We start from the raw sequence: 25,329 nt of genomic DNA, 5'->3' as shown, positions 1-25,329 counted from the left end.
CCTTCTAATGTCTTTAAAGAAAGCAGGTATTATCATCTTTATCGTTTTGCTGATCGATCAGTTCAGTAAGGTGTATATCAAAACCCATTATCAATTACACGGCGGCTTTAGTGTCCTAGGACAGGACTGGTTCCGCATCTATTTTATAGAGAACGAAGGCATGGCTTGGGGTGCAAAGATCCCGGGGCAATACGGCAAGCTATTCTTGACCTTGTTCCGTTTGGTAGCCATAGTCGGAATTGGTTATTGGTTGTGGGATTCAGTAAAGAAGCAGACCTCGCGTATACTCACCACGGCAGTCTCCTTTATCTTTGCCGGCGCTTTCGGAAACATAATAGATTCGGTTTTCTACGGGATGATCTTTAACGATTCCTTAGGCCAAGTGGCGACTTTTATGCCAGAAGAAGGCGGTTATGCGCCTATCTTTTACGGAAAGGTGGTAGATATGTTGTACTTCCCCTTATGGTCTGGCGATCTGCCGGAATGGATCCCATTTTGGGGCGGAGAGCGATTCACCTTCTTTGAACCCGTTTTCAACATTGCCGATGCTTCTATTACCTGCGGAGTTTTGATGCTCTTGGTATTCCACAAGAAGGCCTTCCCTAAAAAGCCAGACACGGTAGCCTCACTAAGCGACGATTAGAACTTATAGGTGTGCTCTGGGCTAATACAATAGTCCAGTGGAATATCAGTATCGCTATGCGGGATCTCATCTTCCGCAGCAAAGAAAGAAAGTCCAATCTTTATTACTTTAGATTTACACGCTGCCAAAAAACGGTCGTAAAAGCCTTTGCCATAACCCAAGCGGTTCCCCTGTTTGTCGTAGGCCAGTAGCGGCACAAAGACCACATCGAGTTTATTAGGGGGAATTTCTATTCCATCTATGGGTTCCGGAATACCCCAAGGGTTCTCTTTAATTAGGGTGTGATCTTCCAACAAGATATGGGTCAAGCTCATATCTTCGAACTTACTTTTAGGGACCACCACACTTTTATCCTTGCCCTGCAAGATGTGTAAAAGGTATTCGGTATTGACTTCTAACTGGCGGCTAATTGGGAGAAAGATATGGTAATAGCGGGCCTCCCAAATTGGAAGCTGCAAGGCCGCATTGGCAATAGCCAAACTGGCATCTTCCAGCTCCTTTTCAGATAGGGCTTGGCGCTTTGATTTGTACGCTTTACGAAGGGCTGCCTTGGTCATAAGTTGGCCGTAGAGATATGAAACAGCGCATCACCTTGGTAAACTATAGGCGCCTCGTTCACATTGATCACATAACCCGCAGCATTAGAACGGATCCAATAATGGACCTTGCCATACGGGTCGGTTATGTGTCCCAGCACATGGCCTACAGGCACACTTTCTCCTGCTTTTACTGCCGGTTTGAACATACCCGAAGTAGACGCTCTAAGCCAGCGGCTTTGTGTAATTACTACGGATTTTTTCTTAGGAGAACTCACCTTGAACTTAGAGCGCAACATACCCAACTCGTTCAACACTCTCTTAGCTCCGTTTACTCCAGTGTTGCTTACAATATTGTCAATGCTGTTAGACTTTCCGCCCTCAAAGAGCAGGGCAGTAATATCGTTTTTCTCACAATAGCTGCGGAACGATTTTTTTATGTTTTTGGAGTGCAGTATAAAGGGCGCATTGAATACCTCTGCCAGTTTGTTCTGGGTTTTGTCTGCTCCGGTGATGCGGATGTGAGGTACATTGAACCTGCTGCTGCCTCCCGTGTGAAAATCCATACAGTAGTCTATGTTAGGCATGATCTGATGAGTGAGCTGGTATGCAAACTGCGACGCCAAGGACCCAGATCGGCTCCCTGGAAAAACACGGTTCAGATCACGACCATCTGGAAACTCTCGCGACTTCTGAATAAATCCAAAGATGTTTACAATTGGGATACAGACCACGGTGCCTATTTTAGGTTTGTTGATCCCTTTGGCAATGAGTTGTCGCACAATCTCTATTCCGTTCACTTCATCGCCGTGTATGCCTGCAGTGAAAAGTACTGTAGGACCGTCTACCTTGGCCCGCTCAATAATTATAGGCACATCAATCTTGGTCTGCGTATGCAGGGTTGCGATACTTAGGTTGATCTCCATGGAAGCTCCGGGAGCGATTACCTCGCCACAGATCTCCAGGTGTTTTGCTTGGTTTTTGGCCATTAGCGTTTGTTTCTTTCTATATAGCTGATAAAGTGCCGAGCCACATCTATGCCCGTGGTGTTTTCTATGCCTTCTAGCCCTGGTGTGGAATTGATCTCCAAGACCAAAGGCCCTTTTTGAGAAGGTAAAATGTCCACCCCACAGGCTCCAAGACCAAGAGTCTTGGCTGCGCGTATGGCTAGCGCTTCTTGTTTGTAATCGAGTTTAACCGGAATTGCGGAGGCTCCCCGATGCAGGTTAGACCTAAAATCACCGTCCTTGCTTTGGCGTTTCATGGCAGCGACCACGTTGCCTCCAACCACTATAGCTCGTAGATCGGTGCCTTTAGACTCCGCAATAAACTCTTGCAGCACATAACGTGCCCCTAGGCTGTTTAGTGTCTCTAAGGTAGAAAGTGCGCTTTGCCGACTTTCTGCCAAGATCACACCTTGGCCGTGCGTACCTTTGAGCAATTTAATGATAACCGGAAACGATTTCCATCCTTCTAAGAGCTTCTCCGGATCGCGGTTGTTGCCCAAAATGGTCATAGGAGTTGGCACTCGAGCACGAGACAAGAGTTGAAAACAAGTCCATTTATCGCGTGAAGTGATTATTGATTCACTGCTCACGGTAGTAAAGACACCCTGCGCTTCGAACTGCCGGACCACAGAAGATCCGAAGTAGGTATTACTCGCACCTATACGTGGAATAATGGCGTGTAGGTCGTCTATCTCATCGCCCAGATAATGCACCTTGGGTTCGCCATCTTCTATGCTGAGCACACAGTGCATGGGGTCTATGATCTCCACATCGTGGTTGCGCAGTTCGGCCGCCTTAAACAGACTTTGGGTCGAGTACAATTGCGCGCCGCGCGATAGAATAGCGATGTTCATGAGCCGCTTCAAATGGTTTGCTACTGCAAAATAGCAAAAAATCAGCCGCTTAGGTGAAATTAGAATCTGTAGGTGATCTGCCCTCGGATAAAACGGGGTGTTCCAGGGGTAAAATGGATCTCTTCCACCGCAACCGCTTCGTTCTGCAAACGACTGTTGGTTGCAAACTGGGTTTCTTCCCATTCGGTGTCAAAAATATTTTCTATCGAGATGCCAAAGCGCCAATTGCCCACGCTATAGCCAATATTGGCATCGTTGATAAAATATCCCACGGCAACTATGGAGTTGTCCTCATTTGCAGGGCGGTCGTCAATAAATCGATACCGCAATCCGGCACTAAAACCATCGGCAAGGTCAACGGTGGCAGATCCCATGGCTGTCCAAGTTGGGGCCAAAGGAATGTAATCCTCCCCAGCGGCAGCATCTAAACTTCGGGCGTAGGCATAGTTCAGGTCCTGTTGCAGATACAGCCATGGCGTAGGCTGATACCGTAATCCGAGGTCAAAGCCCAGACGACGGGTCTCCCCGCTAGGTTCTACTATGGCTTCGTCACCGACGTAAACAAACTCTTGTTCCAGGTACAAATGCCAAAGGGCAAAATTCACAAAGAGCTTGTCGTTGGGTTTAAAGTTCAGCCCGAGGTCTGTTCCAAAGGCTTTTGGCAAACTGCTGTCTACAGCTCCTGGAGTTACAGAAACTCGGGTATCATTAGAGTGGAACCCCAGACCATTCTTTAAGTATAACTGAACGCTATTACTTGGCTCATAGAAGAGATTGAACTTTGGGCTCAGTCTCAGTGAATTCGCCGTAGGATTAGAGAAGTTGGTGGCGAGCCCGTCTGTATAATCAAACTGAAATCCATCAAGGCGCAAGCCTGGGTTCAAGCGCCATTTCCCAAATTTTAAATTCGCAGAGGCAAATAGGAATCCGTGGGTTTGGTCAACATCTCCAAAGGCTAATTGCTCCAAGGTTTCTTTCCGATTTTTGGTGCGAGCAAGTTCCAAATCGTCTACATTGTCGTAGCGCAATCCGGCCCCAAGCTCATACTTAACAGTCTTATTTCCTAAGTCGAATTTATGGTCAAGAGTGGTCTGAAAACCCATCAGTTCACGATTCTCAAATTGCCTGATCTGATCTCCATCTACAGGATTCTCCAAAAAGAAGGTGAAGTTCGAAAATAGTTCAAAGTAATAGCGAGAATAGTAAAGGGTAGAATTTAGCTTACTGCCATTGTTGAGGCGCTTAAAGTGATTGACCACCAAATTAGATCTCGAGGTATTTCCACCTTCTGTATCGTCTATGGCCCCAAAGCGATCTATCTGTCCAGAACGCACTGCTCGCCAAGGGATCTGCCCAGATGCTGTCCACTTACTAGCAAAATGTGAAGCGCTAAATTCCAACTTCTCGTCTTGTGCTATTTGCGTACTGAACTTAGTAAATAGGTTTACACGATTAAAGTTCTGCGGACTTATAAAAGGGCCGTCAAAGGCATTGAAAGATCCGGCAGCATAAGCTTGGGTCTTTGGGCCATCTAAAAGCTTGAACATGCCAACAGTCCTAAAACTGGCAAAATCAGCATAGCTTACACTCAAGCTGTTTTGTTCTATTTGGTCCTTGGTTTTAAAGGCTACATAACCGGCAGTGGTAAAATCGCCTTGAGCTACTTGGTAAGGACCTTTGCCAAAATCTATGGTCGCAAGCGTTTCGGGGATCACAAAATGCAAGTCGCTGTAACCTTGGCCATGCGCATGTGATACCATATTGACCGGAAGGCCATCGACACTCAAATTAATATCTGTTCCGTGGTCTATATCGAACCCGCGCAAGAAGATCTGTTCTGCTTTTCCTCCACCGGCATGTTGTCCGATAAAAAGTCCGGGCACCCTTTGCAGTAGTTGCTGAGAGGAAAGCACCGGATTCAATTTTAGATCCACATCACTTATTTGTACATCTAAACCTACGGCCGGACTGATCACCACTTGAGACAGCGAAAGTCTCGCTTCTTGAAGGGCCCAGTTATTTTGTTCTTGCGTTAAAAAATCCGCAGCAATAAAGATTAAAGTCTCAAAACCAATATGAGAGAACTGGATCTCATCGGTAACTTGAACACCTTCTAGCATAAAGAATCCATTGGCATCACTATGGGTGTGTTTCACCTTGGACTTGTTTATCACCACTACGTCTTGTAAGGCTAAGCCAGAGGCATCTGTGATGTAACCTTGTAGGTTTTGTGACAATAGGCTAGTTGAACTCAATAGTATAAATAGAATTTGAAAAATAGGACGCAACATTGTTTTTGTTTTGGTTGTTTGTGATACTTACGCAAGTGATAGCTGTCTGGATTTCTGCCGATGCAGAATTATGAATATTGCATCCAGAGGCTGCTGTTTTAAATGAGCAACAAGCTGTATCTTTGAGTTGTGGATAAGGCTTCCGTAAAACTTCAGATCGCAACACTTCCAGCTGCTCCCGGCGTATATCAGTATTATGACCAGGAGGGAAAACTGTTGTATGTCGGCAAGGCCAAGAATCTTAAAAAACGCGTCTCCTCTTACTTTACCAAGCAGCACGACAACGGTCGAATTCGGCTTATGGTCAAAAAGATCGCGAAGATCAAACACATAGTCGTAGAAACCGAAAGTGATGCCCTTTTGTTAGAGAACAATCTGATCAAGAACCAACGGCCGCGCTATAATGTGTTGCTCAGAGACGATAAGACCTATCCGTGGATATGTATAAAAAACGAGCGTTTTCCAAGAGTTTTCCCCACGCGAAAGGTTATTAAAGATGGGTCAGAATACTTTGGCCCTTACACCAGCATGAAAACAGTGCACACGCTGTTGGATCTTATTCGAGGGTTGTATCCGCTGCGCAATTGTAATTACGACTTAGCGCAACAAAAGATAGACGCAGGCAAGTACAAGGTCTGTTTGGAGTTTCATTTGGGTAACTGTTTGGGGCCTTGTGAAAACAAGTACTCAGAAGAGCAGTACAATCAAAATATCGAAGCTATCCGAGAGATCATAAAAGGAAATTTTAAAGATTCCATTGGGCGCTTTAAACAGCAGATGAAAGCCCATGCCGAGGCCATGGAGTTCGAGGACGCCCAGCGCATTAAAGAAAAGCTTACCGTGCTAGAGAACTACCAGGCCAAATCCACCATAGTGAACCCCAAGATCAACAATGTGGATGTATGCTCGATAGTTTCGGACGAAAGCTATGGCTATGTGAACTTTTTACAGCTGTCCTACGGTTCTATAATACGGTCGCATACTTTGGAAATGAAGAAGAAGCTCGACGAGTCGGACGCGGAATTACTCAGTCTGGCTGTAGTAGAAATGCGGCAGCGATTCAATTCCCAGAGCAAGGAGATTTATCTGCCCTTTAAGCTAGACTTGGGCGACGATATTAAAGTACATGTTCCCAAAGTGGGTGACAAGAGGCACATTCTAGATCTTTCCATTCGCAATGCCAAATATTACCGAATGGAGCGCTTTAAGCAGACCAAGATCACAGACCCTAACAGACACGAGAATCGGATCATGGCCCAGATGAAAAAGGACTTACGTCTGTCTGAGGAGCCGCGTCATATCGAATGTTTTGACAATTCTAATATTCAAGGAACCAACCCTGTAGCGGCCTGTGTGGTCTTTAAAAATGGCAAGCCCAGCAAGCGCGATTACCGCAAGTTCAACATCAAGACCGTAGAAGGCCCTGACGATTTCGCCTCTATGGAAGAGGTGGTTTACCGTCGCTACAAACGCCTATTAGAAGAGGAACAACCTTTACCGCAGCTCATTGTCATTGACGGAGGAAAGGGCCAGCTTTCATCGGCCCTAAAGGCTTTAGAAGCTTTAGACCTAAGGGGCAAGATTGCCATAGTCGGTATTGCCAAACGCTTAGAGGAACTATTTTTTCCAGACGATCCTATTCCGCTTTATTTAGACAAGAAGTCAGAGACACTAAGGATCATTCAACAGCTCCGTAATGAGGCACACCGCTTTGGAATTACTTTCCACAGAGACAAGCGTAGCAAGGAAGCATTGGAGACCGAATTGGAGACCATTCCCGGGATAGGAGAAAAGACGGTGATCACCCTATTACAACATTTTAAGAGTGCCAAGCGCGTGCGCAACGCAACCTTTGGCGAATTGGAGCAACTTGTAGGTGTAAGCAAGGCCAGTTTGATAGCCAGGCACTTTAATATTACCCCCTGATCCATGCGACTAACCGCTTTTCTTTTTGTGTTTTTATTGCTGATGGGAACCGTCTCAAGCGCCCAACAAGACACCACTGATGTCAAAGTAGGCTTGGTGCTTAGTGGCGGAGGTGCAAAAGGTTTGGCGCATATAGGAGCCCTAAAAGTTATCGAAGAATCTGGTTTGCGCATCGACTATATTGGCGGGACCAGTATGGGAGCAATTGTTGGAGGGCTTTACGCCTCCGGATACAGTGCTGCTCAGTTAGACTCCATATTTAGAGCTCAAGATTTTGACAAACTCATTCAAGATGAACTCCCGCGAGATGCGCGTACCTTTTACGAAAAAGCAGATGCAGAGAAATACGCAATAACCCTACCTTTTGACGGTTTCAAAGTAGGCGTGCCTGCCTCGCTCTCCAAAGGGCAAAACGTATACAATCTACTTTGGCAGCTCACCCAACATTTGGGTGGCGAAGTTGACTTTAAGGCCATGCCAATTCCGTTCTTTTGTATGGCTACGGATGTGGAAAGGGGAACACCCGTTATGTTGGAATCTGGCTATTTGCCTCGAGCCTTAACGGCCAGTGGGGCTTTGCCATCGCTTTTTAGCCCCGTGGAGCTCAACGAAAGAGTGCTTATTGACGGGGGCGTAGTCAATAATTATCCGGTAGATGAACTGCGCGCCAAAGGAATGGATATCATTATCGGGATAGACGTTCAAGACGAACTGCGAGATAGAGAAGAACTAGGGTCGGCCTTAGATATTTTGGTTCAAATAAATAATTTCCGAACCATCCAGGCCATGGAAACGAAGATCCCAAAAACGGACATCTATATCAATCCGGCCATAGACGAATTTACCGTAGTGTCATTCGATCAAGGCTCGGCCATAGTGCAATCTGGAGTAGATGCCGCTTTGGAGCAGCTCGATGCCTTAAATGAACTGGCAAGTAAACAGCAAAAGGCTGCTTTGATCTACAATGTAAAACAGCCCTCGGCCAAGCTAAAGATCAATCAGGTAGATATTAGCGGAAATGATAAATACAGCCGTTCTTATGTGTTGGGTAAACTCAGACTCAGATCGCCTTCAGAGACTAGTTTTGCAAGTTTTAGCGACGGGGTGAATAATCTTATGGCTACCGGGAATTTTCAAGCCATAGATTACGACTTCAACCGCACCGAAGACGACTCCACCAAAGTTTCCATCAGACTTAAAGAAAGCAACAATAGAATGCTGCTTCGTCTGGGAGCGCATTACGATAATCTGTACAAAAGTGCTGCGCTGGTCAATGTGACCTTTAAAAGGTTGTTGACCAACAATGACATTGCTTCTTTTGACCTTGTTGCAGGCGATAACTTGCGTTATAATTTCGACTATTATGTGGACAAGGGTTATTATTGGAGTATCGGATTACGGTCTTATCTCAACGAGTTCGAGACTAATGTGGGGCAGGAATTGTTTCTCAATGACCTGATAGATCCGGGACAGATCAATCGGCTGGCCTTAGAGTACTTTGAATGGACCAATCAGTTTTACGTGCAAACCCTATTTGGTAATGCCTTTGCATTTGGCGTTGGAGTTGAGCACAAAAAGATGATTCAATTCAGTGATACCTTTGGGCTCACTCCAGACGATTCAAGAACCTATTTTGACGATACCGATTACGGAAGTTTACTCGGGTTTCTAAAATTCGACACTCGAGACGATGTGTATTTTCCAACCAAAGGATTCTTCTTTGAAGGGCAAATCAACGTCTATCTCACAGCTTCTGGTCGCAATGACAGATTTGAAGAGTTTTCCATTGCTAAGGCCCGTTTGGGTGGAGCCAAGCGCTTTGGAGATTTTACATTAATTCTAGGTACCGAAGGAGGCTTTAAGATCGGAGACGATTCTACCCGAGCTTTCGACTTCTTTCTCGGCGGATTTGGTTTTAGGCAAACCGGAAATTTAATGCCCTTTGTAGGCTTGGAACCTTTGAGCTTTAGAGGAGATACTTACCTAAAGGCAGACCTCCGTTTAGATTACGAGCTCTTTGCCAATAATCACCTCTTTGGGATGGTAAACATTGCAAATATTGGCAATAACCTATTTACCAACAATGCATGGATAGATGCCATAGATTATAGCGGTTTTGGTGTGGGTTATGGCTTCGAAACCTTTGCAGGACCGCTACAGCTCGTCTACAGTTATTCTCCAGAAGTAGCGGAAAGCAGTTGGTATGTTTCGTTAGGTTTCTGGTTTTAATGACCTGAATTGAACAGTAGTTGAATTATTCAGGTTCTATAATTGAGATAATCGCTACCGATGGCACGCATATTTTTTCGATATTTGTGTAATGGCACCTAAACGGAATTACAGACTGTTTTTTAAGCTGCGAGACAGGCTCAAGCGCAATCCGGAATAAGGAATTGTACGACCCGCAAGGGTATAGCCTGACTCTTTACTAACGTAACAATTCAAACAGATGCCTTTTTATCATTCTTTAGGGAAGATCCCACACAAGCGACATACTCAGTTTCGCAAGCCAGACGGAACGCTTTATGCCGAGCAGCTCTTCGGCACCATTGGTTTTGATGGTATGTCTTCTAATTTATATCACGAGCACAGACCTACGCAGGTTAAATCTATTGACAATCAATACAGCGTTGCCCCAAAGGTGGCACGTCAGAACAACATGCAATCCTTTCGTTTTCATGGATTCAAAGTGCCTCCTACTGCAGACTATCTAGAAAGCCGTAAGATCATTTTGACCAATAGCGATTGCAACATCATTTTGGCGGCTCCTACAGAGTCACAGAAAGACTATTTCTACAAGAACACAGATGCAGACGAACTGATCTTTGTGCACCGAGGAAGCGGGAAACTGCGCACCCATATGGGGAACCTGGATTTCAAATACGGAGACTATCTGCTAGTTCCTCGCGGAATTATTTACAAGATCGATTTTGACACGGACGATAACCGACTATTCATAGTAGAATCATATAGGCCAATTTATACGCCCAAGCGTTATCGCAATTGGTTTGGGCAACTTTTGGAACATTCGCCTTTCTGTGAGCGCGACATTCGCCGTCCGCAGGAATTAGAAACCTACGATGAAAAAGGCGACTTTTTGATCAAGATTAAAAAACAGGACGACATCTTTGATATGGTATATGCCACGCATCCATTTGATGTGGTGGGTTACGACGGATACAATTATCCCTACGCCTTTTCCATTCACGATTTTGAACCTATTACTGGGCGCATCCACCAACCGCCACCAGTGCATCAGACCTTTGAGACCGATGCCTTTGTGGTGTGTTCCTTTGTGCCTAGACTGTACGATTACCATCCGCAGAGTATACCTGCACCATACAATCACAGCAATATTGACAGCGATGAGGTGTTGTATTATGTAGATGGCGACTTTATGAGCCGCAACGACATAGATGCCGGGCACATTTCCTTGCATCCCGCGGGGATTCCGCACGGGCCACATCCGGGAGCGACAGAGCGCAGCATCGGGCAAGTAAAGACAGACGAATTGGCCGTTATGGTAGACACTTTTAAACCCTTAAAGGTGACCGAAGAAGCGATGAAGATCGCAGACGGCGATTACTTTAAGTCATGGTTGGAGTAAGACATAAGAACATATTGTCAACCCATTGTAGGGCGATGTGGTAAGGAATGCTTTTTCTTATCAAGCGTTTATTTAGTTACATCACCCTTAAAATTAAAAACAATGATTACAGATAATACATCACAAGCTTTGGAGAAAATTGTCCCTCAGGCCGATGACTTTTTACCACTATTAGGAACCGATTTTGTAGAACTATATGTAGGCAATGCCAAGCAGGCTGCCTTTTATTACGAGCATGCCTGGGGCTTTACTCCAATTGCCTACAGCGGATTGGAAACTGGAAACAAGGACACAGTGTCTTATGTTTTGCAACAAGATAAGATCCGTTTGGTACTGACCTCTCCGCTTAAACCGGGAGGCCCTATCAACCAACACATCAATGATCACGGAGATGGCGTAAAGGTTGTTGCCCTTTGGGTAGACGATGCCAAAAAGAGCTTTGAAGAGACTGTAAAACGCGGCGCCGAGCCCTATATGGAACCTATCACGCGAGAAGATGCCAACGGCAAGGTGGTCCTTTCTGGGATTCACACCTATGGTGAAACTGTGCACGTCTTTGTAGAGCGATCTGCTTATGACGGGCCTTTCTTGCCTGGATATAAAGCTTGGGACAAACCAGTTAATCCTAAGAGCGTTGGTCTTAAATACATAGACCATATGGTGGGTAATGTAGGCTGGAACGAGATGAACAAATGGTGCGAGTTCTATGCTAAAGTAATGGGCTTTGCACAATTGGTTTCCTTTGATGATAACGACATCTCCACAGAGTACACCGCTCTTATGAGTAAGGTAATGTCTAATGGGAACGGTCGTATTAAATTCCCCATAAACGAACCTGCAGAAGGCCGCAAGAAATCTCAGATCGAGGAGTATATCGACTTTTACAATGGAGCTGGGGTGCAACACATCGCCGTGGCTACAGATAACATCATTGAAACTGTAGGGCAACTGCGCGACAATGGCGTAGAATTCCTCTATGTGCCAGAGACCTATTACGACACAGTTTTGGACCGCGTGGGAGAGATAGACGAAGACCTAGAGCCGCTTAAGGAATTAGGCGTTCTTATTGATAGAGACGACGAGGGCTATCTATTGCAGATCTTTACCAAGCCTGTTTTAGACAGACCTACAATGTTCTTTGAGATCATCCAGCGAAAAGGAGCTCAGTCTTTTGGAAAAGGAAATTTCAAGGCGCTTTTCGAAGCTATTGAGCGCGAACAAGAAGCCCGTGGAACCTTATAAAACGCTAAATAATAGTTAAAGGCGGATTTAAACTCCGCCTTTTTCCTACTTTTTGGAATAGAACTTGCAATCCCCATATTAAACACTTATTGCCCACCTACTATGAAACGATTATTAACATTGACCTTATTGCTCGTCTTTAGCGGGCTTATGGGACAAACCAAAAAGGCCTATGGGGATGGCGAATGGTTTCGGTTCCGGATTCATTACGGCCTAATAACTGCCGGTTATGCAACACTCGAAGTAGATCAGAAGACCTTTAACGGAAAAATCGTTTACCACGTAAAAGGCGAAGGCCGCACAACGGGGGTGACCAAGCTGTTCTTTAATGTTGAGGATTACTACGAATCTTACATAGATACAGAAATGGATATTCCGTATCGTTTCATTAGAAAGATAGATGAAGGGGGCCATACCAAAGACATTCAAATCGACTTTAACCACGATACCAACAAGGCCTTAGTTTTTAACAGAAAACACAATGAAAAGGAGACTTTGAGTTTTCCTAAGGATGCGCAAGACATGGTCTCGGCCTTTTACTATCTGCGCAATCGTTTGGATGTTTCCAATATGCAAGAAGGCGATGTTACCGAGATGAATATGTTTTTTGATAAAGAGAACTACAAATTCAGACTAAAGTTCCTCTACAGGGAAACGCTTAAAACTCGTTTTGGTAAGATTCCTTGTATGGTGTTTAGACCCTCTGTTATGGCCGGGCGTGTTTTTAAGGAGCAGGAGAGTTTGACCGTTTGGGTCTCTGACGATGAGAACCGCATTCCGGTGCGCATAAAAGCGAGCTTGGCGGTTGGTAATCTCAAGGCCGATCTGGTAGAATTCAAAGGCTTGAAACACTCTTTTACACTTCGAGTCGAAGACTAGCTTAAATGGACGAAAAACTACAAGACCAACTAAAGCAATTACAAGAGAAGTTCAAGAACTCTGGGCAGGATATGAATTCCTATCTAGATGGCTTGCTCTATGACAAGTATTTGACCTATTGGGATTATATCCACTTAGACACACTCCTGAGTTTACAGATTCCGCGAACCTATTTTCCGGACGAGAAGATCTTTATTGCCTATCACCAGATCACCGAACTGTATTTTAAACTCATAATTCATGAGCAAAAGCAGATCATAGACGATAAATTGCAACAGGCGGACTTTTTTACCAAACGTCTGGAACGCATCAATCGTTACTTCAGGATTTTAATTGATTCTTTTGACGTGATGATACGTGGCATGGAAAAGGAGCAGTTCCTAAAGTTCCGCATGTCACTTTTACCCGCTAGTGGATTTCAATCGGCTCAGTACCGCATGATCGAGTTCTACAGCACGCCTATGGAGCATTTGGTCCATGTATCCTTGAGAGATCAGTACTCCGAAGCAGATTCCATTGAGGATATGTACGAACAGATCTATTGGAAGCGCGGCGCAACAGATCTAGAAACCCAGAACAAAACTTTGACTCTAAAACAGTTTGAGTTTCGTTATACCCCGCGCTTTATACGTATCATGAATGAGGTAAAAGGGCAGACCTTATACCACAAATACTTGGCCTTGCCGGAATCAGAAATAAATAATCAAGCGCTTATAAACGAATTGCGAAAATTCGACGTTAACGCTAATGTCAATTGGTTGCTCATGCATATGGGTGCGGCATTTAGGTACCTGCACAAAGAAGGGCAAACGGTCTTGGCAACCGGGGGAACCAATTGGAAAGAATTTCTTCCACCAAGTTTTCAGAAAATCCATTATTTTCCTAATCTTTGGAGTCCTGAAGAGAAGGAGAATTGGGGGCGTGAGTGGGTTACTCATGCTTATAACAGCGCAAAAACCAAACAACATTGAAAAGATTATTGTGGCTAAGTGTAGTGCTTGGACTATGCTGGGCTTGTGAAAAGGAGAAACCAGAAGAGGAAGTTGCAACCATCACCGAGGCGCCCAAGATAGAAGAGGCCTACGGATTCATTCTTAACGATTTTAATGTAGTACGCGATACGGTTCGCTTTGGCGATACCTTTGGCGTTATTATGGATAACAACCATGTGCCCGCAGCTAAGGTTTACAGTGCGGTGGAGACTGTTAAAGACAGTTTTGACGTACGCCGCATAGTGACCGGAAAGCCTTATGTGGTCTTAAACTCCAAAGACAGTCTGAATCAGGCCCAGGTGTTCATCTACGAGAATAACCGCATAGAATATACTGTGGTAGATCTGCGCGACAGCGTGGCAAAAGCCTATCACGGACGAAAACCTATCCGTCTGGTGGAGAAGACGGCATCTGGAGTCATTACTAGTTCGCTCTCAGAAACCATGGAAGAGCAAAATCTTAGCGCTTCTATGACCGATCGCTTGGCTAATATTTACGCCTGGACCATCAACTTCTTTGCCCTGCAACAAGGAGATCGTTTTAAGGTAGTCTACACGGAACGTTTTATAAACGACACTATTCCAGCCGGAATAGAAGACATAAAAGCGGCCTATTTTGAGCACAAAGGACGTCCGCTATTGGCCTTTAATTTTGTGGAAGACCCAGACTTGGGAGTTTCAGATTATTATGACGAAGAAGCCAACAACCTGCGCCGGGCCTTTTTAAAATCGCCCATCCGCTTCAATTATAGACTTTCTAGTAGGTATAATTTAAAGAGGCGTATTGCCTATTACGGCTACAAAGTTCGCCCACACAAAGGAACAGACTTCGCCGCTGCTGTAGGTACTCCTATTATCGCTACTGCCGATGGAACCGTAATCGAGTCGGCCCGAAGAGGTGGAAACGGTAATTATGTGAAGATCAAGCACAACAGCACTTATATGACGCAATACCTGCACATGAAAAGCCGTAAGGCCAAGGTAGGTGACTATGTGCGTCAGGGTGATGTGATCGGTTGGGTAGGGATGACTGGAAACACTGGCGGGCCTCATGTTTGCTACAGATTCTGGAAGAACGGGCAACAAGTAGATCCGTTTCTACAAGATTTACCAGCCTCCAAACCCCTTGCAGATTCTCTCAAGCCTCAATACTTTGAGTATATCACTCCGCTCAAGGAAAAGCTGGATTGTATTATTTTTTAGAAATTTCTTAAAAAACGGTTAATAATTATCTGATAGATAATGAATTCTATCAGATTTTCAACGGTATAATGCTGTATCTTAAGAAAGTATCAAAAAGTGCTTATTTAACCTTAAGGTAATGTTAAAATACAGCACTTAGTAATACTTTTGTACCAATCAAAATTAACTGTTTTATGAGAAAAATTACTTTCTATTTAACCGTGGCTTGTTTGTTACTCGGCGCAAGTGCATTTGCGCAAGGGGTAACTACAGGGGGCATGAACGGTCGTGTCCTTGACAACAACGCCGAACCTCTTCTAGGGGCTAATGTGGTTGCTGTCCACACGCCAACTGGAACGACCTATGGTGCGATAACCGATTTCGACGGTTTTTATCGTATCTCAAACATGAGAGCTGGTGGTCCTTACACCGTGACCATCTCTTACGTTGGATTTGAAGACTTTGTTAGAAACGGAGTGTTCTTACAACTGGGTAACTCTCAAAAAATTAGTGTTAACCTTGCTGAATCTACCAATGCGCTAGACGAAGTATTGATCGTTGCACAGCGAAACAATGTTTTCGATTCAAAGAAAACAGGAACAGAAACTACAGTGTCGTCTAGAGACATCGCAACACTACCTGCAGTTACTCGTTCTATCGCTGACTTTGCGCGTATTACTCCTCAAGCTCAGCTTACCGAAGGTAACGACGGATTCTCTATCTCACTTGCTGGTCAGAACAACCGTTACAATGCGATCTACATTGATGGTGCTGTAAACAACGATGTGTTCGGTCTTGCAGGTTCAGGTACTAACGGTGGACAAACTGGAGTAAACCCATTCTCTGTGGATGCGGTAGAAACTTTCCAGATCAACATTGCGCCGTTTGATGTGCGTCAGTCTGGTTTCTCTGGTGGATCTATCAACGCTATTACGCGTTCTGGTACTAACGAGGTGCAGGGATCTGCTTACTACTACCTACGTAATGAAGGCCTTGCTGGAAAAACTCCTACAGGTCTTGTTGACGAAGGTGAAGCTCGCGAAAAGCTTGATGATTTCTCAGCTAAGCTATACGGGGTACGTGTAGGAGGTCCTATCATTAAGGACAAACTATTCTACTTCATTAACTACGAGCGTCAGGATGAGGAAACTCCTCAGCCATTCAACTTTAGCCAGTACGAAGGGCGTTCTTCTTTAGAAGACATCAATAATCTGGTTAACTTCTTGCGTTCTACTTACGGGTACGACCCAGGAATCTTTAACGCCAACACGCGTACATTAGTTAGTGACAAGATCACTGCCAAGTTAGACTACAACTTGAACAACGCTAACAAGTTTACTTTGCGTCACTCTTACGTAAAAGGAGACAACTTGGAGGCACGTAACTCTAACCCATTCAACATTGGATTCATCAACGGATCTGAGTCTTTCTTGACTACGACCAACTCTACTGCTTTCGAATGGCGTTATTCTGGTACCAACGTAGCGAACAACCTTGTAATTGGTTACACCACTGTACGTGATGACCGTGACCCTGCAGGTTCTCCATTCCCTACTGTTGATATCCAAGACGGAAACGGAACTATCTCTTTCGGAGCTGAGCCGTTCTCTACTGCTAACTTGTTAGATCAAGATGTACTTACTATCAACAACAACTTTGAGATCTATTCCGGACGCCACACCATTACCTTGGGTGCGAACTTCGAATATGCTAAAGTGAAGAACCTTTTCTTCGCCTTTAACTTTGGTGACTATACTTTCGAAGATCAATTTGACGACAACGGAGTATTGGTATCTAGCGGTTTGAACCAGTTCCTTACTGGTCAGCAAGCCGATGTATATCAGCACGGTTATTCCCTATTGGGTAACGGTGTTGTTGGTGATGAGTCTGCTGGTGCAGCCGAGTTCTCAGCTTCACAGCTAGGATTCTACGCCCAAGATGATTTCCAAGCTACAGATGACTTGAAAGTTACTTTCGGTCTTCGTGTTGATATCCCTTACTGGGAAGACGGACTTGCAAATGATGACTTTAACAACCGTACTGTTGGCTTGCTAGAAGCTGCTGGTAAAGACCTTAAAGGTGCTCGTGTTGGACAGTCTATCAACGCTAACCCATTGTTTGCTCCACGTCTAGGTTTCAACTGGGATGTAAACGGAGAAAGCAAAACTCAGATCCGTGGTGGTATGGGAGTATTTACTTCTAGACTACCATTGGTATGGCCAGGTGGTACTTACAACAACAATGGTATCACTGGTGGATTCAACTTTGAGTTCGGTCAGGATTTTGAGCCAGACGTGAACAACCAGTTCGAAGATCCAGCTCCAGGTTCTGGAGGTGTAGGTGGTAACGTAGACCTTATCGCTGCTAACTTCAAATTGCCACAGGTAATGAAGTATAATATCGCAGTAGACCAGAAACTTCCTTTCTGGGGTCTTATAGCCTCTGCAGACTTCTTGTATACTGATGTTATCAACGACATCTTGTACCAGAACTTGAACCTAAAAGGCCCAACCGGTGCTTTGAACGGTGCTGACAATCGTCCAACATATAGCCGTAGTGATGAGATCGACCCAACTTACCAGAGAATCATCCTTGCGTCTAACACAACTCTTGGACACGCATACAACGTTACAGCTACTATCCGTAAGCCATTTGAGAACGGATTCCAAGGACAAGTGTCTTGGTCTTATGGAGATTCCTTCAAAGTATTTGATGGAACATCTTCTCAGAACTCTTCTCAGTGGAGAAACCGTCAGACTGTAAACGGTAAGAATGCTGATCTTGATGTAGATGCTCGTTCAGACTTCTCTCTAGGACACCGTATTACTTCTAACGCTTCTTACGAGATCACTTGGAATGAGAATCTTAAGACTACTTTCGGATTCTTCTACGAAGGTGTTCAAGGAAACCCATTCAGCTATGTATACCGTGAAGGTCGCGATATCTTAAACGATGACTCTCGTGACAACGCACTTATCTACGTACCTGCTAACCAAGGTGAGATCAACCTGGTAGACCAATCAGATAATGGTGGTCTTACTAGCGCTGAGCAGTGGGCAGCTCTTGATGCATTTATCGAGGGTGATGACTACTTGCGTTCTCGCAGAGGTCAGTACGCAGAGCGTAACGGTGATCGCGGACCATGGAACCACATAATTGACTTCAAAGTGCTACAAGACTTTAGCTTGAAGCTAGGAAATACCAAGCACACCTTCCAGGCGTCTTTGGATATCTTCAACTTCACTAACTTGTTGAACAAAGACTGGGGTCAGCGTAACTTCGTTCCAGGAAACGTAGGACTTTTAAGAACAGTAACTGCAGGGCCAAACCCAGCCTTTACTTTCGATCCTACTCAGTTCGAGGAAGGTGTTCGTGTAATCGACGATTTCGGACTACAGTCATCAAGATGGCAAATGCAGCTTGGATTGCGTTACCTATTCAACTAATTCGAATAGGTTAGGCAATACAGCTTAAACAAATATTTAACCCTGCAGTAGAACACAGTTCACTGCAGGGTTATTTTTTTATGTCTTACCTTTGTTTAAACAACTTCATTTAACCATGTATACCACCGTTCAGTTTTTGCATTCGTATTGGGCCTATTTGGTCGTTCTTGTTGTCTTTTTGGCCACCTTCAATGCCTTGCTAGGCTTTTTTAGTAAGCGTGACTATGGCGCCAAGGATTTTCGCATTTCTTTGTTCGCCCTTATCGTAACGCATATTCAACTCCTGATCGGTTTGGTGCTTTATTTCGTTTCTCCGCTAGGATTCCAATCCATTAGCGACAATGGTATGGGGACGGTTATGAAAGACTCTGTATTGCGTTTGAATGCGGTGGAGCATCCAACGGTAATGTTGATCGTTGTTGTTCTAATCACCATTGGTTACTCAAAGCACAAGAAGAAATTGGTTTCCAGGCCAAAGTTCAAGACCTTGATGATCTTTTATACCCTTGCGTTTGTGCTTTTATTGAGCCGTATTCCTTGGGGGCAGTGGTTTGATTAAGCTTTTGGCGCATACTGCTGCGCAGCACCGGGCTTTCCACACTACACGCTTTGCCCGCCGAAGCATGCAAAGGAGGGGTAGTTTGTTGCAATCCCTTGCGCATGGACGAAAGGATCATTAACAATCATACTCCAGCTTTAACTTTCAAGGACAAGTCCTTATACCTTTATTTTCTACTTTTTCCCATTGCCGCAAAAAGTAGACAAAAAGGTCTAGCGACGCTCGCTCGGCTTTGAAAACCTAGCTACCCTCAGCCACAGATTCATTGAAAGCTCCTGAGCCTAGCGGCTCAGATCGGCACAATGAATCTCAAACCCAACCGCTGCTAGCTGGTTTTCTACAGCCTCGCTCGGAGTCGCGTTAAAATAATAGTGACTAATTGATAAGCTTCGCCTAAACCTGCTTTCTCGCTCTTTTATTACGCCGATTACGGTGATACCTTCCGTTTCTGGTAAAGAAGGTCACAAAACCCCAAATAAGGCAAATAACGCCTATTAAAATGAGGATGTCTTTAGCTTCTGTTGGAATATTCATAGCCTTAAGATACAAAATATCCTTATAAGCTACGAAATATCAATTACTTGTGTATTTAGTCTATTTCCTTGATCAAGTAGACCAAAACAGGAAAGTGGTCCGAATAGCCTCCAGTAAAGCCACCATTAGCAAATGAGCGATATGGATAGCCTTTATAACGCCCTCTAGGGTTAGAAAGGTAAGCCTTGTTGTAAATCTCAGCCTTGTAGTAGCGGTAGCTGCTGTAGTCCTCTTCTAAAAGCGCATCAGACAAAATGATCTGATCAAAAAGGTTCCAGCCATCGCGGTAGGCTAAGGTTCCAAGTCCCTTTTTAAACATGGCTTCCATGGGGTTGTATAATTCCTTTGGGCCAACCTTGTCCTTGTCAGCTTTAGCGCCTAGGGTTTTCTTTATACTTTTGTTCGTTGGGTCGTCGTTAAGGTCGCCCATGGTGATGATCTTGGCGTAGGGATCTTCACTGTGCAAAGAGTCGATGATGCTCTTGTTAAGTTCTGCAGCTTGCACACGCTTGTAACGGCTGCGAGCTTCCCCTCCGGAGCGAGAAGGCCAGTGATTCACAATAACGTGGATCAGGTCTCCATCTAACATTCCAGAAACTACCAATTGATCACGGGTGTAAACACGTTTGTCACGGTCCTCGTTGTCGTAGATAAGAAGGGGTTTTGCTTCGTAATTCGTGGGAGTAAATAAGGACTTTTGATATAGTAGTGCCACATCGATCCCTCGGCGGTCTGGCGAATCGAACTGAATGATCCCGTAGTCATAAGGCAACAATTCCGGCTGATTGACCAAGTCTTCTAACACTTTGCGGTTCTCTGTTTCTGCCACTCCAATAAGCGCTGGCGCTGTACCTGTTACATCGCGACCCACATCGGCAATAACCTTGGCCATATTGGCAAGCTTTGCGGCGTAGATCTCTTCGGTCCAGTGATCGCGTCCTTCAGGGGTTCTGTCGTCGTCAAATGTGATGGGGTCATCTTCGGTGTCGAAGAGGTTTTCTACATTGTAAAAAGCAATGGCGTTTACTTTATAGGATTTTTGTCCTTGTGCAAAAACTGCTGTAGAAATCAAGCATATAAGGCCAAAAACAAGAGATCTGATATTCATATCAAGCTGCAATATTATATTTATGTAAATGGGTAAACAAAACCTAGGCCAAAAGTAGTTATTCTCTGTAAAAGACGTAGTTTTGTGGACCATTAATTAACTATTTAATAATCGAACTTATTCAAGCTTTTTCTAGATTCAAAAGAAAGACAGAATAAGTTCATCAATTCAACTACTAAACAGCATGAAGAAATTCTTTGCCAGCTTGTTTCTTGTTTTGATCTGCGGATTCGCTACAGCTCAAACACAAGTTACAGGTGTTGTTGTTGATACCGATTCCAGTGAACCTATCAATGAGGTTCGGGTTCTTATCAAAGGAACCACGCTTGGAAATTTGACCGATGCCGAAGGTCGTTTTGCGATCAGTGATCCGGAACTCCCACTTGGCGAGCAGGTCTTGGTGGTATCTAAAACAGGGTATCTTACCCAGCAACTGCCCATCACTATTCTAAATGGGCAAACCGTAAACATCGATCGTATTTTAATGGAGATCGACCTTACCGAGGTCGAAGCTCAGATTGGGATCATCAGTCTTTCTGATAACCAATTGGACGATGAAAGCAGCTCTGCTTACAACATCTCCGGGCTTTTACAAGCTTCTAACGACGTGTTTTTGAACGCAGCAGCCTTTGATTTTAGTGCTACTTTCTTTAGACCGCGTGGTTATGACAATGCGAACGGAAAGGTACTGATCAACGGTATTGAAATGAACAAACAATTCAACGGTCGCCCGCAGTGGTCGAACTGGGGAGGTCTTAACGACGCCCAGCGCAACCGTGAATTTACCATGGGAATCAAAGCCAACGAATACCAATTCGGTGATTTGGCTGGGGTTAACAACATTGTAATGCGCGCCAGTCAGTACAGACAAGGGGGTCGCGTATCTTACGCCATGGCCAACAGATCTTATGCAGGTCGAGTAATGGGCTCTTATAACAGTGGTGTGAACCAGAACGGATGGGCATACAGCATTTTGTTGTCGCGCAGATTTGGTGAAGAAGGATACATTCACGGTACTTTATACGATGCTAATTCCTTTTTTGCATCCGTAGAGAAAAAGATCAACGACAACCACAGTTTGAACTTCTCTGCTTTGTATACGCCAAACCGCAGAGGACGTTCGGCTCCATTGACCCAAGAGATCCGCGATCTTAAAGGGATCCGTTACAACCCGAACTGGGGTGATTTGAACGGAGAGCGTCGCAACAGTCGCGAGCGTGAGATCGAAGAGCCGGTGATCATGTTGAACCACTACTGGAACATAGGTGAGAACACCACCTTGAACACCAACGTGGCTTATCAGTTCGGAAAGATCGGGAACACCCGAATCGACAACGGAGGTACACGTTTGGTTGAGTTCAACGGGCAAGAAGCGTATTTAGGTGGTGCTCGTAACCCGAACGCAGATTACTACCAAAACCTCCCGAGTTTCTTTTTGCAGGATGCCAGTCCTACCGCTCAAGACTTTCAAAATGCCTTTTTGGCCCGTCAGAGTTTTGTGAACGGAGGTCAACTGGACTGGGTAGCCTTGTATCGCGCTAACGAGATCTCTGTAGCCAACGGTGGAAACGCTATTTATGTGTTGCAAGAAGATCGCACAGACGATACACAGTTTACCGCTAACACTATTTTGAGCACGCAGCTTACAGAGAATATCACTTTGAACGGTTCTTTGAACTACAGAAACTTAAAGAGTGAGAACTTTGCAGCTGTAAAAGACCTTTTAGGAGCTAATGGTTATTTAGATGTAGACTTCTTTGCCGGAGACGATTCTAACACAGACATTGGCCTAAGAGCACAGTCAGACTTAAGAAACCCTAATCGTTTAGCAGGTCTTGGCGATCGTTATAAGTACAACTATGAGATCAACGCTGATGTGATCACAGGATTCGCTCAGGCGCAATTCAAGTACAACAAAGTAGATTTCTTTGTTGGAGCTAACATTGGTTCTACCAGCTACCAACGTACCGGACTGTTTGAAAACGGAAATTACCCTGGAGCTAGTTCTTTTGGAGACAGCGAAAAGGTGAACTTTAGCACTTACGGTATTAAAGGTGGAATGACCTATAAAGTGACCGGACGTCACTTGATCGACCTGAACGGAGCTTACTTTACCAACGCGCCGAGCATCAGAAATACTTTTGCTAATGCGCGTCAGAACAATATCGTTTCTGCAGGAATCGAAGAGGTGAAGATCCAAACGGCAGACTTGAGCTACATTTACCGCTCACCTATCGTTAAAGGACGTATCACCGGATTCTACACCCAAGTACAAGACGGATCTGACATTGGGTTCTTCTTTACAGAAAATCAATTTGGAGCTACTTCTTCTGCCTTTACACAGGAAGTTACAACTGGAATAGATCAACGTCACTTAGGTGTTGAGATGGGAGTTGAAGCACAACTTACTCCAACTATTAAAGTAAAGGCGGCTGCCTCTGTAGGCCAGTACATCTTTACAAACAACCCTAATGTAGCTTATTACAGTGATGACTTTATCGATTCCAATACAGGATTGCCATCTTTGGAGCCATTCACTATTGGAGACGGTACTGCCAAACTTAAGAACTACCACGTAGCTGGTGGTCCGGAGCGCGCTTACCAGATCGGTTTCGAATACCGCGACCCAGATTTCTGGTGGGTTGGACTTACAACTAACTACTTCAGCAATGCTTATGTAGATGCCAGTACGCTTCGCAGAACAGATGCATTTACTCAAGATGTAGACGGATTGACCTTTAACGATTACGACCCGGAAGTTGCTCGTGGTTTGTTGCAACAAGAGCAACTAGACGATTACTTCTTGGTTAACGTTGTGGGAGGTAAATCATGGAAGGTTGGAGACTATTTTGTAGGTTTCTTTGCAACCATTAACAACGTCTTGGATCAGCAATATGTTACCGGTGGATTTGAGCAGTCACGACTTGCCAACTACCGCGATGTATTAGACGATCAAAACAATACAGGAGGTCCTGTATTCGGGAACCGCTACTTCTTTGGTAACGGTACGACATACTATGTCAACTTATATTTACGATTTTAATAGCTTTTAAAAAATTAATCATGAAAATCATGAATCTATATAAACTAATGGCCGTGCTACTTTTTGTAGCCGTAGGATTCTCCTGTGTTCAGGACGATGAATTTGACCTGCCTAACACCACTGTAGACATTGTAGAGGTAGAAGGTAATGTGATCACGATAGATGCCCTTAGAGGTATCTTTGAGCAGGCTGTTGCCGATGGCGATAGCGAAGTAACTTTTACTGCAGAGGACAACTTGGTGGTAGAAGGATATGTTGTCTCTAGCGACGAAGGTGGAAACTGGTTCGAGGAGATCGTTATTCAAGACAAAGCAGAGAACCCAACAACTGGAGTTAAGGTGTTGGTAGACGTAAACCCATTGTTTACCCGTTTTGAAAAAGGTCGTAAGATCTTAGTTAAACTAGACGGATTGACTGTGGCGGTTACCAATGGAGTACTTGGCCTTGGATTAGGTGGAGGAGACTTCATCGACAAATTGCCTCCATCTGTATTGGTTGGTGAAGGTTCTGATGAAAACCTTTGGAGAATCTTTAGAACCGATGAGGTTGCTACTATCGTGCCTCGTGAGACCACTTTGGCAGAGATCAGCGCTTCTGGTGGTGATTCTGACCTAGAGAATGTATACATCCGCATTAGCGATGTACAGTTCAACAGAAACGACGTACTTGGTGAAAACCCATTGACCTTTGCTGCAGAGCCGACAGACGAGTTTGACGGCGATCGTACCCTTGAAGGTTGTGAAGGCGGTTCTATCATTGTACAAACCTCTACTTTTGCTGACTTTAAAGCACTATTGTTGCCAAACGGTCGTGGAGCTATAGACGGGATCCTATCTCGTGATTTCTTTGATGATTTCTTCACTATGGTAATCAACGAGCCAGCTGATATTGCCTTTGGTGATGTATCTGAACGTTGCGATCCTGATTTCACAGCTTGTAGTGGGCCTTCTGGTGGAGGTTCAGCTTTCTTTAGCGAAGACTTTGAAGGAATTGGTAGCCTTGCAGATCTCGTTTCTGCCGGATGGACCAACGTAAACACTGTGGGCGGAAGCACCGAGTGGGTATTGGGTACTTTTAGCGGAAACAACTATGCGCAGATCACCGCTTTCTCTAGTGGAGAAGATACTATCGAGTCCTGGTTGGTAACTCCAGGTATCGATATGGATGGAACTACTGCAGAAGAACTTATGTTCGACGTACAAGCTAACTTTGACAACGGAACTGTACTGAGTGTACTTTTCTCTACTAACTTCACCGGAGATCCAACCACAGCAGATTGGAACTTATTGGATGCAACTATTCCTGTAGGTCCTTCTAGTGGATTCGGAACTTTTGAAGCTGTAGGTCCTGTAAATGTTTCTTGTTTAGAAGGTACTGTACACTTTGCATTCTTGTACACCGGATCTGAATCTGGTGCATCTACGCGTTATCACGTAGATAATGTAGAGGTGACCGGAATCTAAGAACGATTTTATATACAC

General features: G+C 44.6%; 17 protein-coding genes. 12 read left to right on the top strand and 5 right to left on the bottom strand.

What is annotated here, in order from left to right:
- The first annotated feature begins 7 nt into the window (after nt 1-7).
- A complete protein-coding gene (locus AC0J2F_RS06985; RefSeq protein WP_473007037.1) occupies nt 8-643 on the top strand; it encodes a lipoprotein signal peptidase in 636 nt (211 codons plus the stop codon).
- Here the strand turns inward: AC0J2F_RS06985 and AC0J2F_RS06980 are convergent.
- Genes AC0J2F_RS06980 through AC0J2F_RS06965 form a run of 4 tightly spaced genes read right to left on the bottom strand, consistent with a single transcriptional unit; the run spans nt 640 to nt 5,277 of the window.
- On the bottom strand, nt 640-1,200 hold the full coding sequence (locus AC0J2F_RS06980) for a 5-formyltetrahydrofolate cyclo-ligase (RefSeq protein ID WP_473007036.1): 561 nt from the start codon (nt 1,198-1,200) through the stop codon (nt 640-642). The two genes, AC0J2F_RS06985 and AC0J2F_RS06980, sit on opposite strands and share 4 nt — an antisense overlap.
- On the bottom strand, nt 1,197-2,168 hold the full coding sequence (locus tag AC0J2F_RS06975; protein ID WP_473007035.1) for a succinylglutamate desuccinylase/aspartoacylase family protein: 972 nt from the start codon (nt 2,166-2,168) through the stop codon (nt 1,197-1,199). The genes AC0J2F_RS06980 and AC0J2F_RS06975 overlap by 4 nt, the downstream gene beginning before the upstream one ends.
- Nucleotides 2,168-3,040: a RimK family alpha-L-glutamate ligase gene (locus AC0J2F_RS06970; RefSeq protein WP_473007034.1), complete on the bottom strand. Its 873-nt coding sequence runs from the start codon at nt 3,038-3,040 to the stop codon at nt 2,168-2,170. The genes AC0J2F_RS06975 and AC0J2F_RS06970 overlap by 1 nt, the downstream gene beginning before the upstream one ends.
- Before the next feature lie 59 nt (nt 3,041-3,099).
- Entirely contained in the window at nt 3,100-5,277 is a 2,178-nt protein-coding gene (locus AC0J2F_RS06965; protein ID WP_473007033.1) for a TonB-dependent receptor, read from the bottom strand.
- Nucleotides 5,278-5,460: 183 nt separating this feature from the next.
- Here AC0J2F_RS06965 and uvrC point away from each other — a divergent pair, with 183 nt between their 5' ends.
- From uvrC to AC0J2F_RS06920, 9 genes are all read left to right on the top strand, one after another.
- The gene (gene uvrC / locus AC0J2F_RS06960) at nt 5,461-7,257 is read left to right on the top strand and encodes an excinuclease ABC subunit UvrC (RefSeq protein ID WP_473007032.1); all 1,797 of its coding nucleotides are present in this window, start codon (nt 5,461-5,463) and stop codon (nt 7,255-7,257) included.
- Between the two features lie 3 nt (nt 7,258-7,260).
- The gene (locus AC0J2F_RS06955; RefSeq protein WP_473007031.1) at nt 7,261-9,486 is read left to right on the top strand and encodes a patatin-like phospholipase family protein; all 2,226 of its coding nucleotides are present in this window, start codon (nt 7,261-7,263) and stop codon (nt 9,484-9,486) included.
- A 220-nt stretch (nt 9,487-9,706) separates the two neighbouring features.
- A complete protein-coding gene (locus AC0J2F_RS06950; RefSeq protein ID WP_473007030.1) occupies nt 9,707-10,864 on the top strand; it encodes a homogentisate 1,2-dioxygenase in 1,158 nt (385 codons plus the stop codon).
- 102 nt (nt 10,865-10,966) lie between these two features.
- Entirely contained in the window at nt 10,967-12,106 is a 1,140-nt protein-coding gene (gene hppD / locus AC0J2F_RS06945) for a 4-hydroxyphenylpyruvate dioxygenase (RefSeq protein ID WP_473007029.1), read from the top strand.
- Nucleotides 12,107-12,208: 102 nt separating this feature from the next.
- Nucleotides 12,209-12,985, top strand: coding sequence for a DUF3108 domain-containing protein (locus tag AC0J2F_RS06940; RefSeq protein ID WP_473007028.1), 777 nt, complete (start codon nt 12,209-12,211; stop codon nt 12,983-12,985).
- A 5-nt stretch (nt 12,986-12,990) separates the two neighbouring features.
- Nucleotides 12,991-13,956, top strand: coding sequence for a tryptophan 2,3-dioxygenase family protein (locus AC0J2F_RS06935; RefSeq protein ID WP_473007027.1), 966 nt, complete (start codon nt 12,991-12,993; stop codon nt 13,954-13,956).
- Nucleotides 13,953-15,179, top strand: coding sequence for a peptidoglycan DD-metalloendopeptidase family protein (locus tag AC0J2F_RS06930; protein ID WP_473007026.1), 1,227 nt, complete (start codon nt 13,953-13,955; stop codon nt 15,177-15,179). Before AC0J2F_RS06935 ends, AC0J2F_RS06930 begins: the two co-directional genes overlap by 4 nt.
- Before the next feature lie 173 nt (nt 15,180-15,352).
- Nucleotides 15,353-18,604, top strand: coding sequence for a TonB-dependent receptor (locus tag AC0J2F_RS06925; RefSeq protein ID WP_473007025.1), 3,252 nt, complete (start codon nt 15,353-15,355; stop codon nt 18,602-18,604).
- Between the two features lie 115 nt (nt 18,605-18,719).
- Nucleotides 18,720-19,163, top strand: coding sequence for a hypothetical protein (locus AC0J2F_RS06920; protein WP_473007024.1), 444 nt, complete (start codon nt 18,720-18,722; stop codon nt 19,161-19,163).
- Nucleotides 19,164-19,752: 589 nt separating this feature from the next.
- Here AC0J2F_RS06920 and AC0J2F_RS06915 read toward each other — a convergent pair.
- Nucleotides 19,753-20,805, bottom strand: coding sequence for an endonuclease/exonuclease/phosphatase family protein (locus tag AC0J2F_RS06915; RefSeq protein ID WP_473007023.1), 1,053 nt, complete (start codon nt 20,803-20,805; stop codon nt 19,753-19,755).
- 184 nt (nt 20,806-20,989) lie between these two features.
- Here AC0J2F_RS06915 and AC0J2F_RS06910 point away from each other — a divergent pair, with 184 nt between their 5' ends.
- Both AC0J2F_RS06910 and AC0J2F_RS06905 read left to right on the top strand, forming a co-directional pair.
- Nucleotides 20,990-23,848 carry a carboxypeptidase-like regulatory domain-containing protein gene (locus AC0J2F_RS06910; protein WP_473007022.1) on the top strand — a complete coding sequence of 953 codons (2,859 nt, stop codon included), beginning with the start codon at nt 20,990-20,992 and terminating at the stop codon, nt 23,846-23,848.
- 29 nt (nt 23,849-23,877) lie between these two features.
- Complete coding sequence (locus tag AC0J2F_RS06905) at nt 23,878-25,311, top strand: DUF5689 domain-containing protein (RefSeq protein WP_473007021.1); 1,434 nt, start codon at nt 23,878-23,880, stop codon at nt 25,309-25,311.
- The last annotated feature ends 18 nt before the right edge of the window (nt 25,312-25,329 follow it).

It is taken from the genome of Gilvibacter sp. CC01 (genome assembly GCF_055755295.1).
The sequence above is the reverse complement of the archived record's forward strand: the minus strand, read 5'-3'. Positions and strand labels throughout refer to the sequence as shown.

Coding starts and splice junctions, on each gene's coding strand:
- AC0J2F_RS06920 (WP_473007024.1), top strand. CDS start 18,720: ATGTATACCACCGTTCAGTTTTTGCATTCGTATTGGGCCTATTTGGTC.
- AC0J2F_RS06915 (WP_473007023.1), bottom strand. CDS start 20,805: ATGAATATCAGATCTCTTGTTTTTGGCCTTATATGCTTGATTTCTACA.
- AC0J2F_RS06925 (WP_473007025.1), top strand. CDS start 15,353: ATGAGAAAAATTACTTTCTATTTAACCGTGGCTTGTTTGTTACTCGGC.
- AC0J2F_RS06905 (WP_473007021.1), top strand. CDS start 23,878: ATGAATCTATATAAACTAATGGCCGTGCTACTTTTTGTAGCCGTAGGA.
- AC0J2F_RS06935 (WP_473007027.1), top strand. CDS start 12,991: ATGGACGAAAAACTACAAGACCAACTAAAGCAATTACAAGAGAAGTTC.
- AC0J2F_RS06940 (WP_473007028.1), top strand. CDS start 12,209: ATGAAACGATTATTAACATTGACCTTATTGCTCGTCTTTAGCGGGCTT.
- AC0J2F_RS06910 (WP_473007022.1), top strand. CDS start 20,990: ATGAAGAAATTCTTTGCCAGCTTGTTTCTTGTTTTGATCTGCGGATTC.
- AC0J2F_RS06985 (WP_473007037.1), top strand. CDS start 8: ATGTCTTTAAAGAAAGCAGGTATTATCATCTTTATCGTTTTGCTGATC.
- hppD (WP_473007029.1), top strand. CDS start 10,967: ATGATTACAGATAATACATCACAAGCTTTGGAGAAAATTGTCCCTCAG.
- AC0J2F_RS06980 (WP_473007036.1), bottom strand. CDS start 1,200: ATGACCAAGGCAGCCCTTCGTAAAGCGTACAAATCAAAGCGCCAAGCC.
- AC0J2F_RS06975 (WP_473007035.1), bottom strand. CDS start 2,168: ATGGCCAAAAACCAAGCAAAACACCTGGAGATCTGTGGCGAGGTAATC.
- AC0J2F_RS06955 (WP_473007031.1), top strand. CDS start 7,261: ATGCGACTAACCGCTTTTCTTTTTGTGTTTTTATTGCTGATGGGAACC.
- AC0J2F_RS06970 (WP_473007034.1), bottom strand. CDS start 3,040: ATGAACATCGCTATTCTATCGCGCGGCGCGCAATTGTACTCGACCCAA.
- AC0J2F_RS06950 (WP_473007030.1), top strand. CDS start 9,707: ATGCCTTTTTATCATTCTTTAGGGAAGATCCCACACAAGCGACATACT.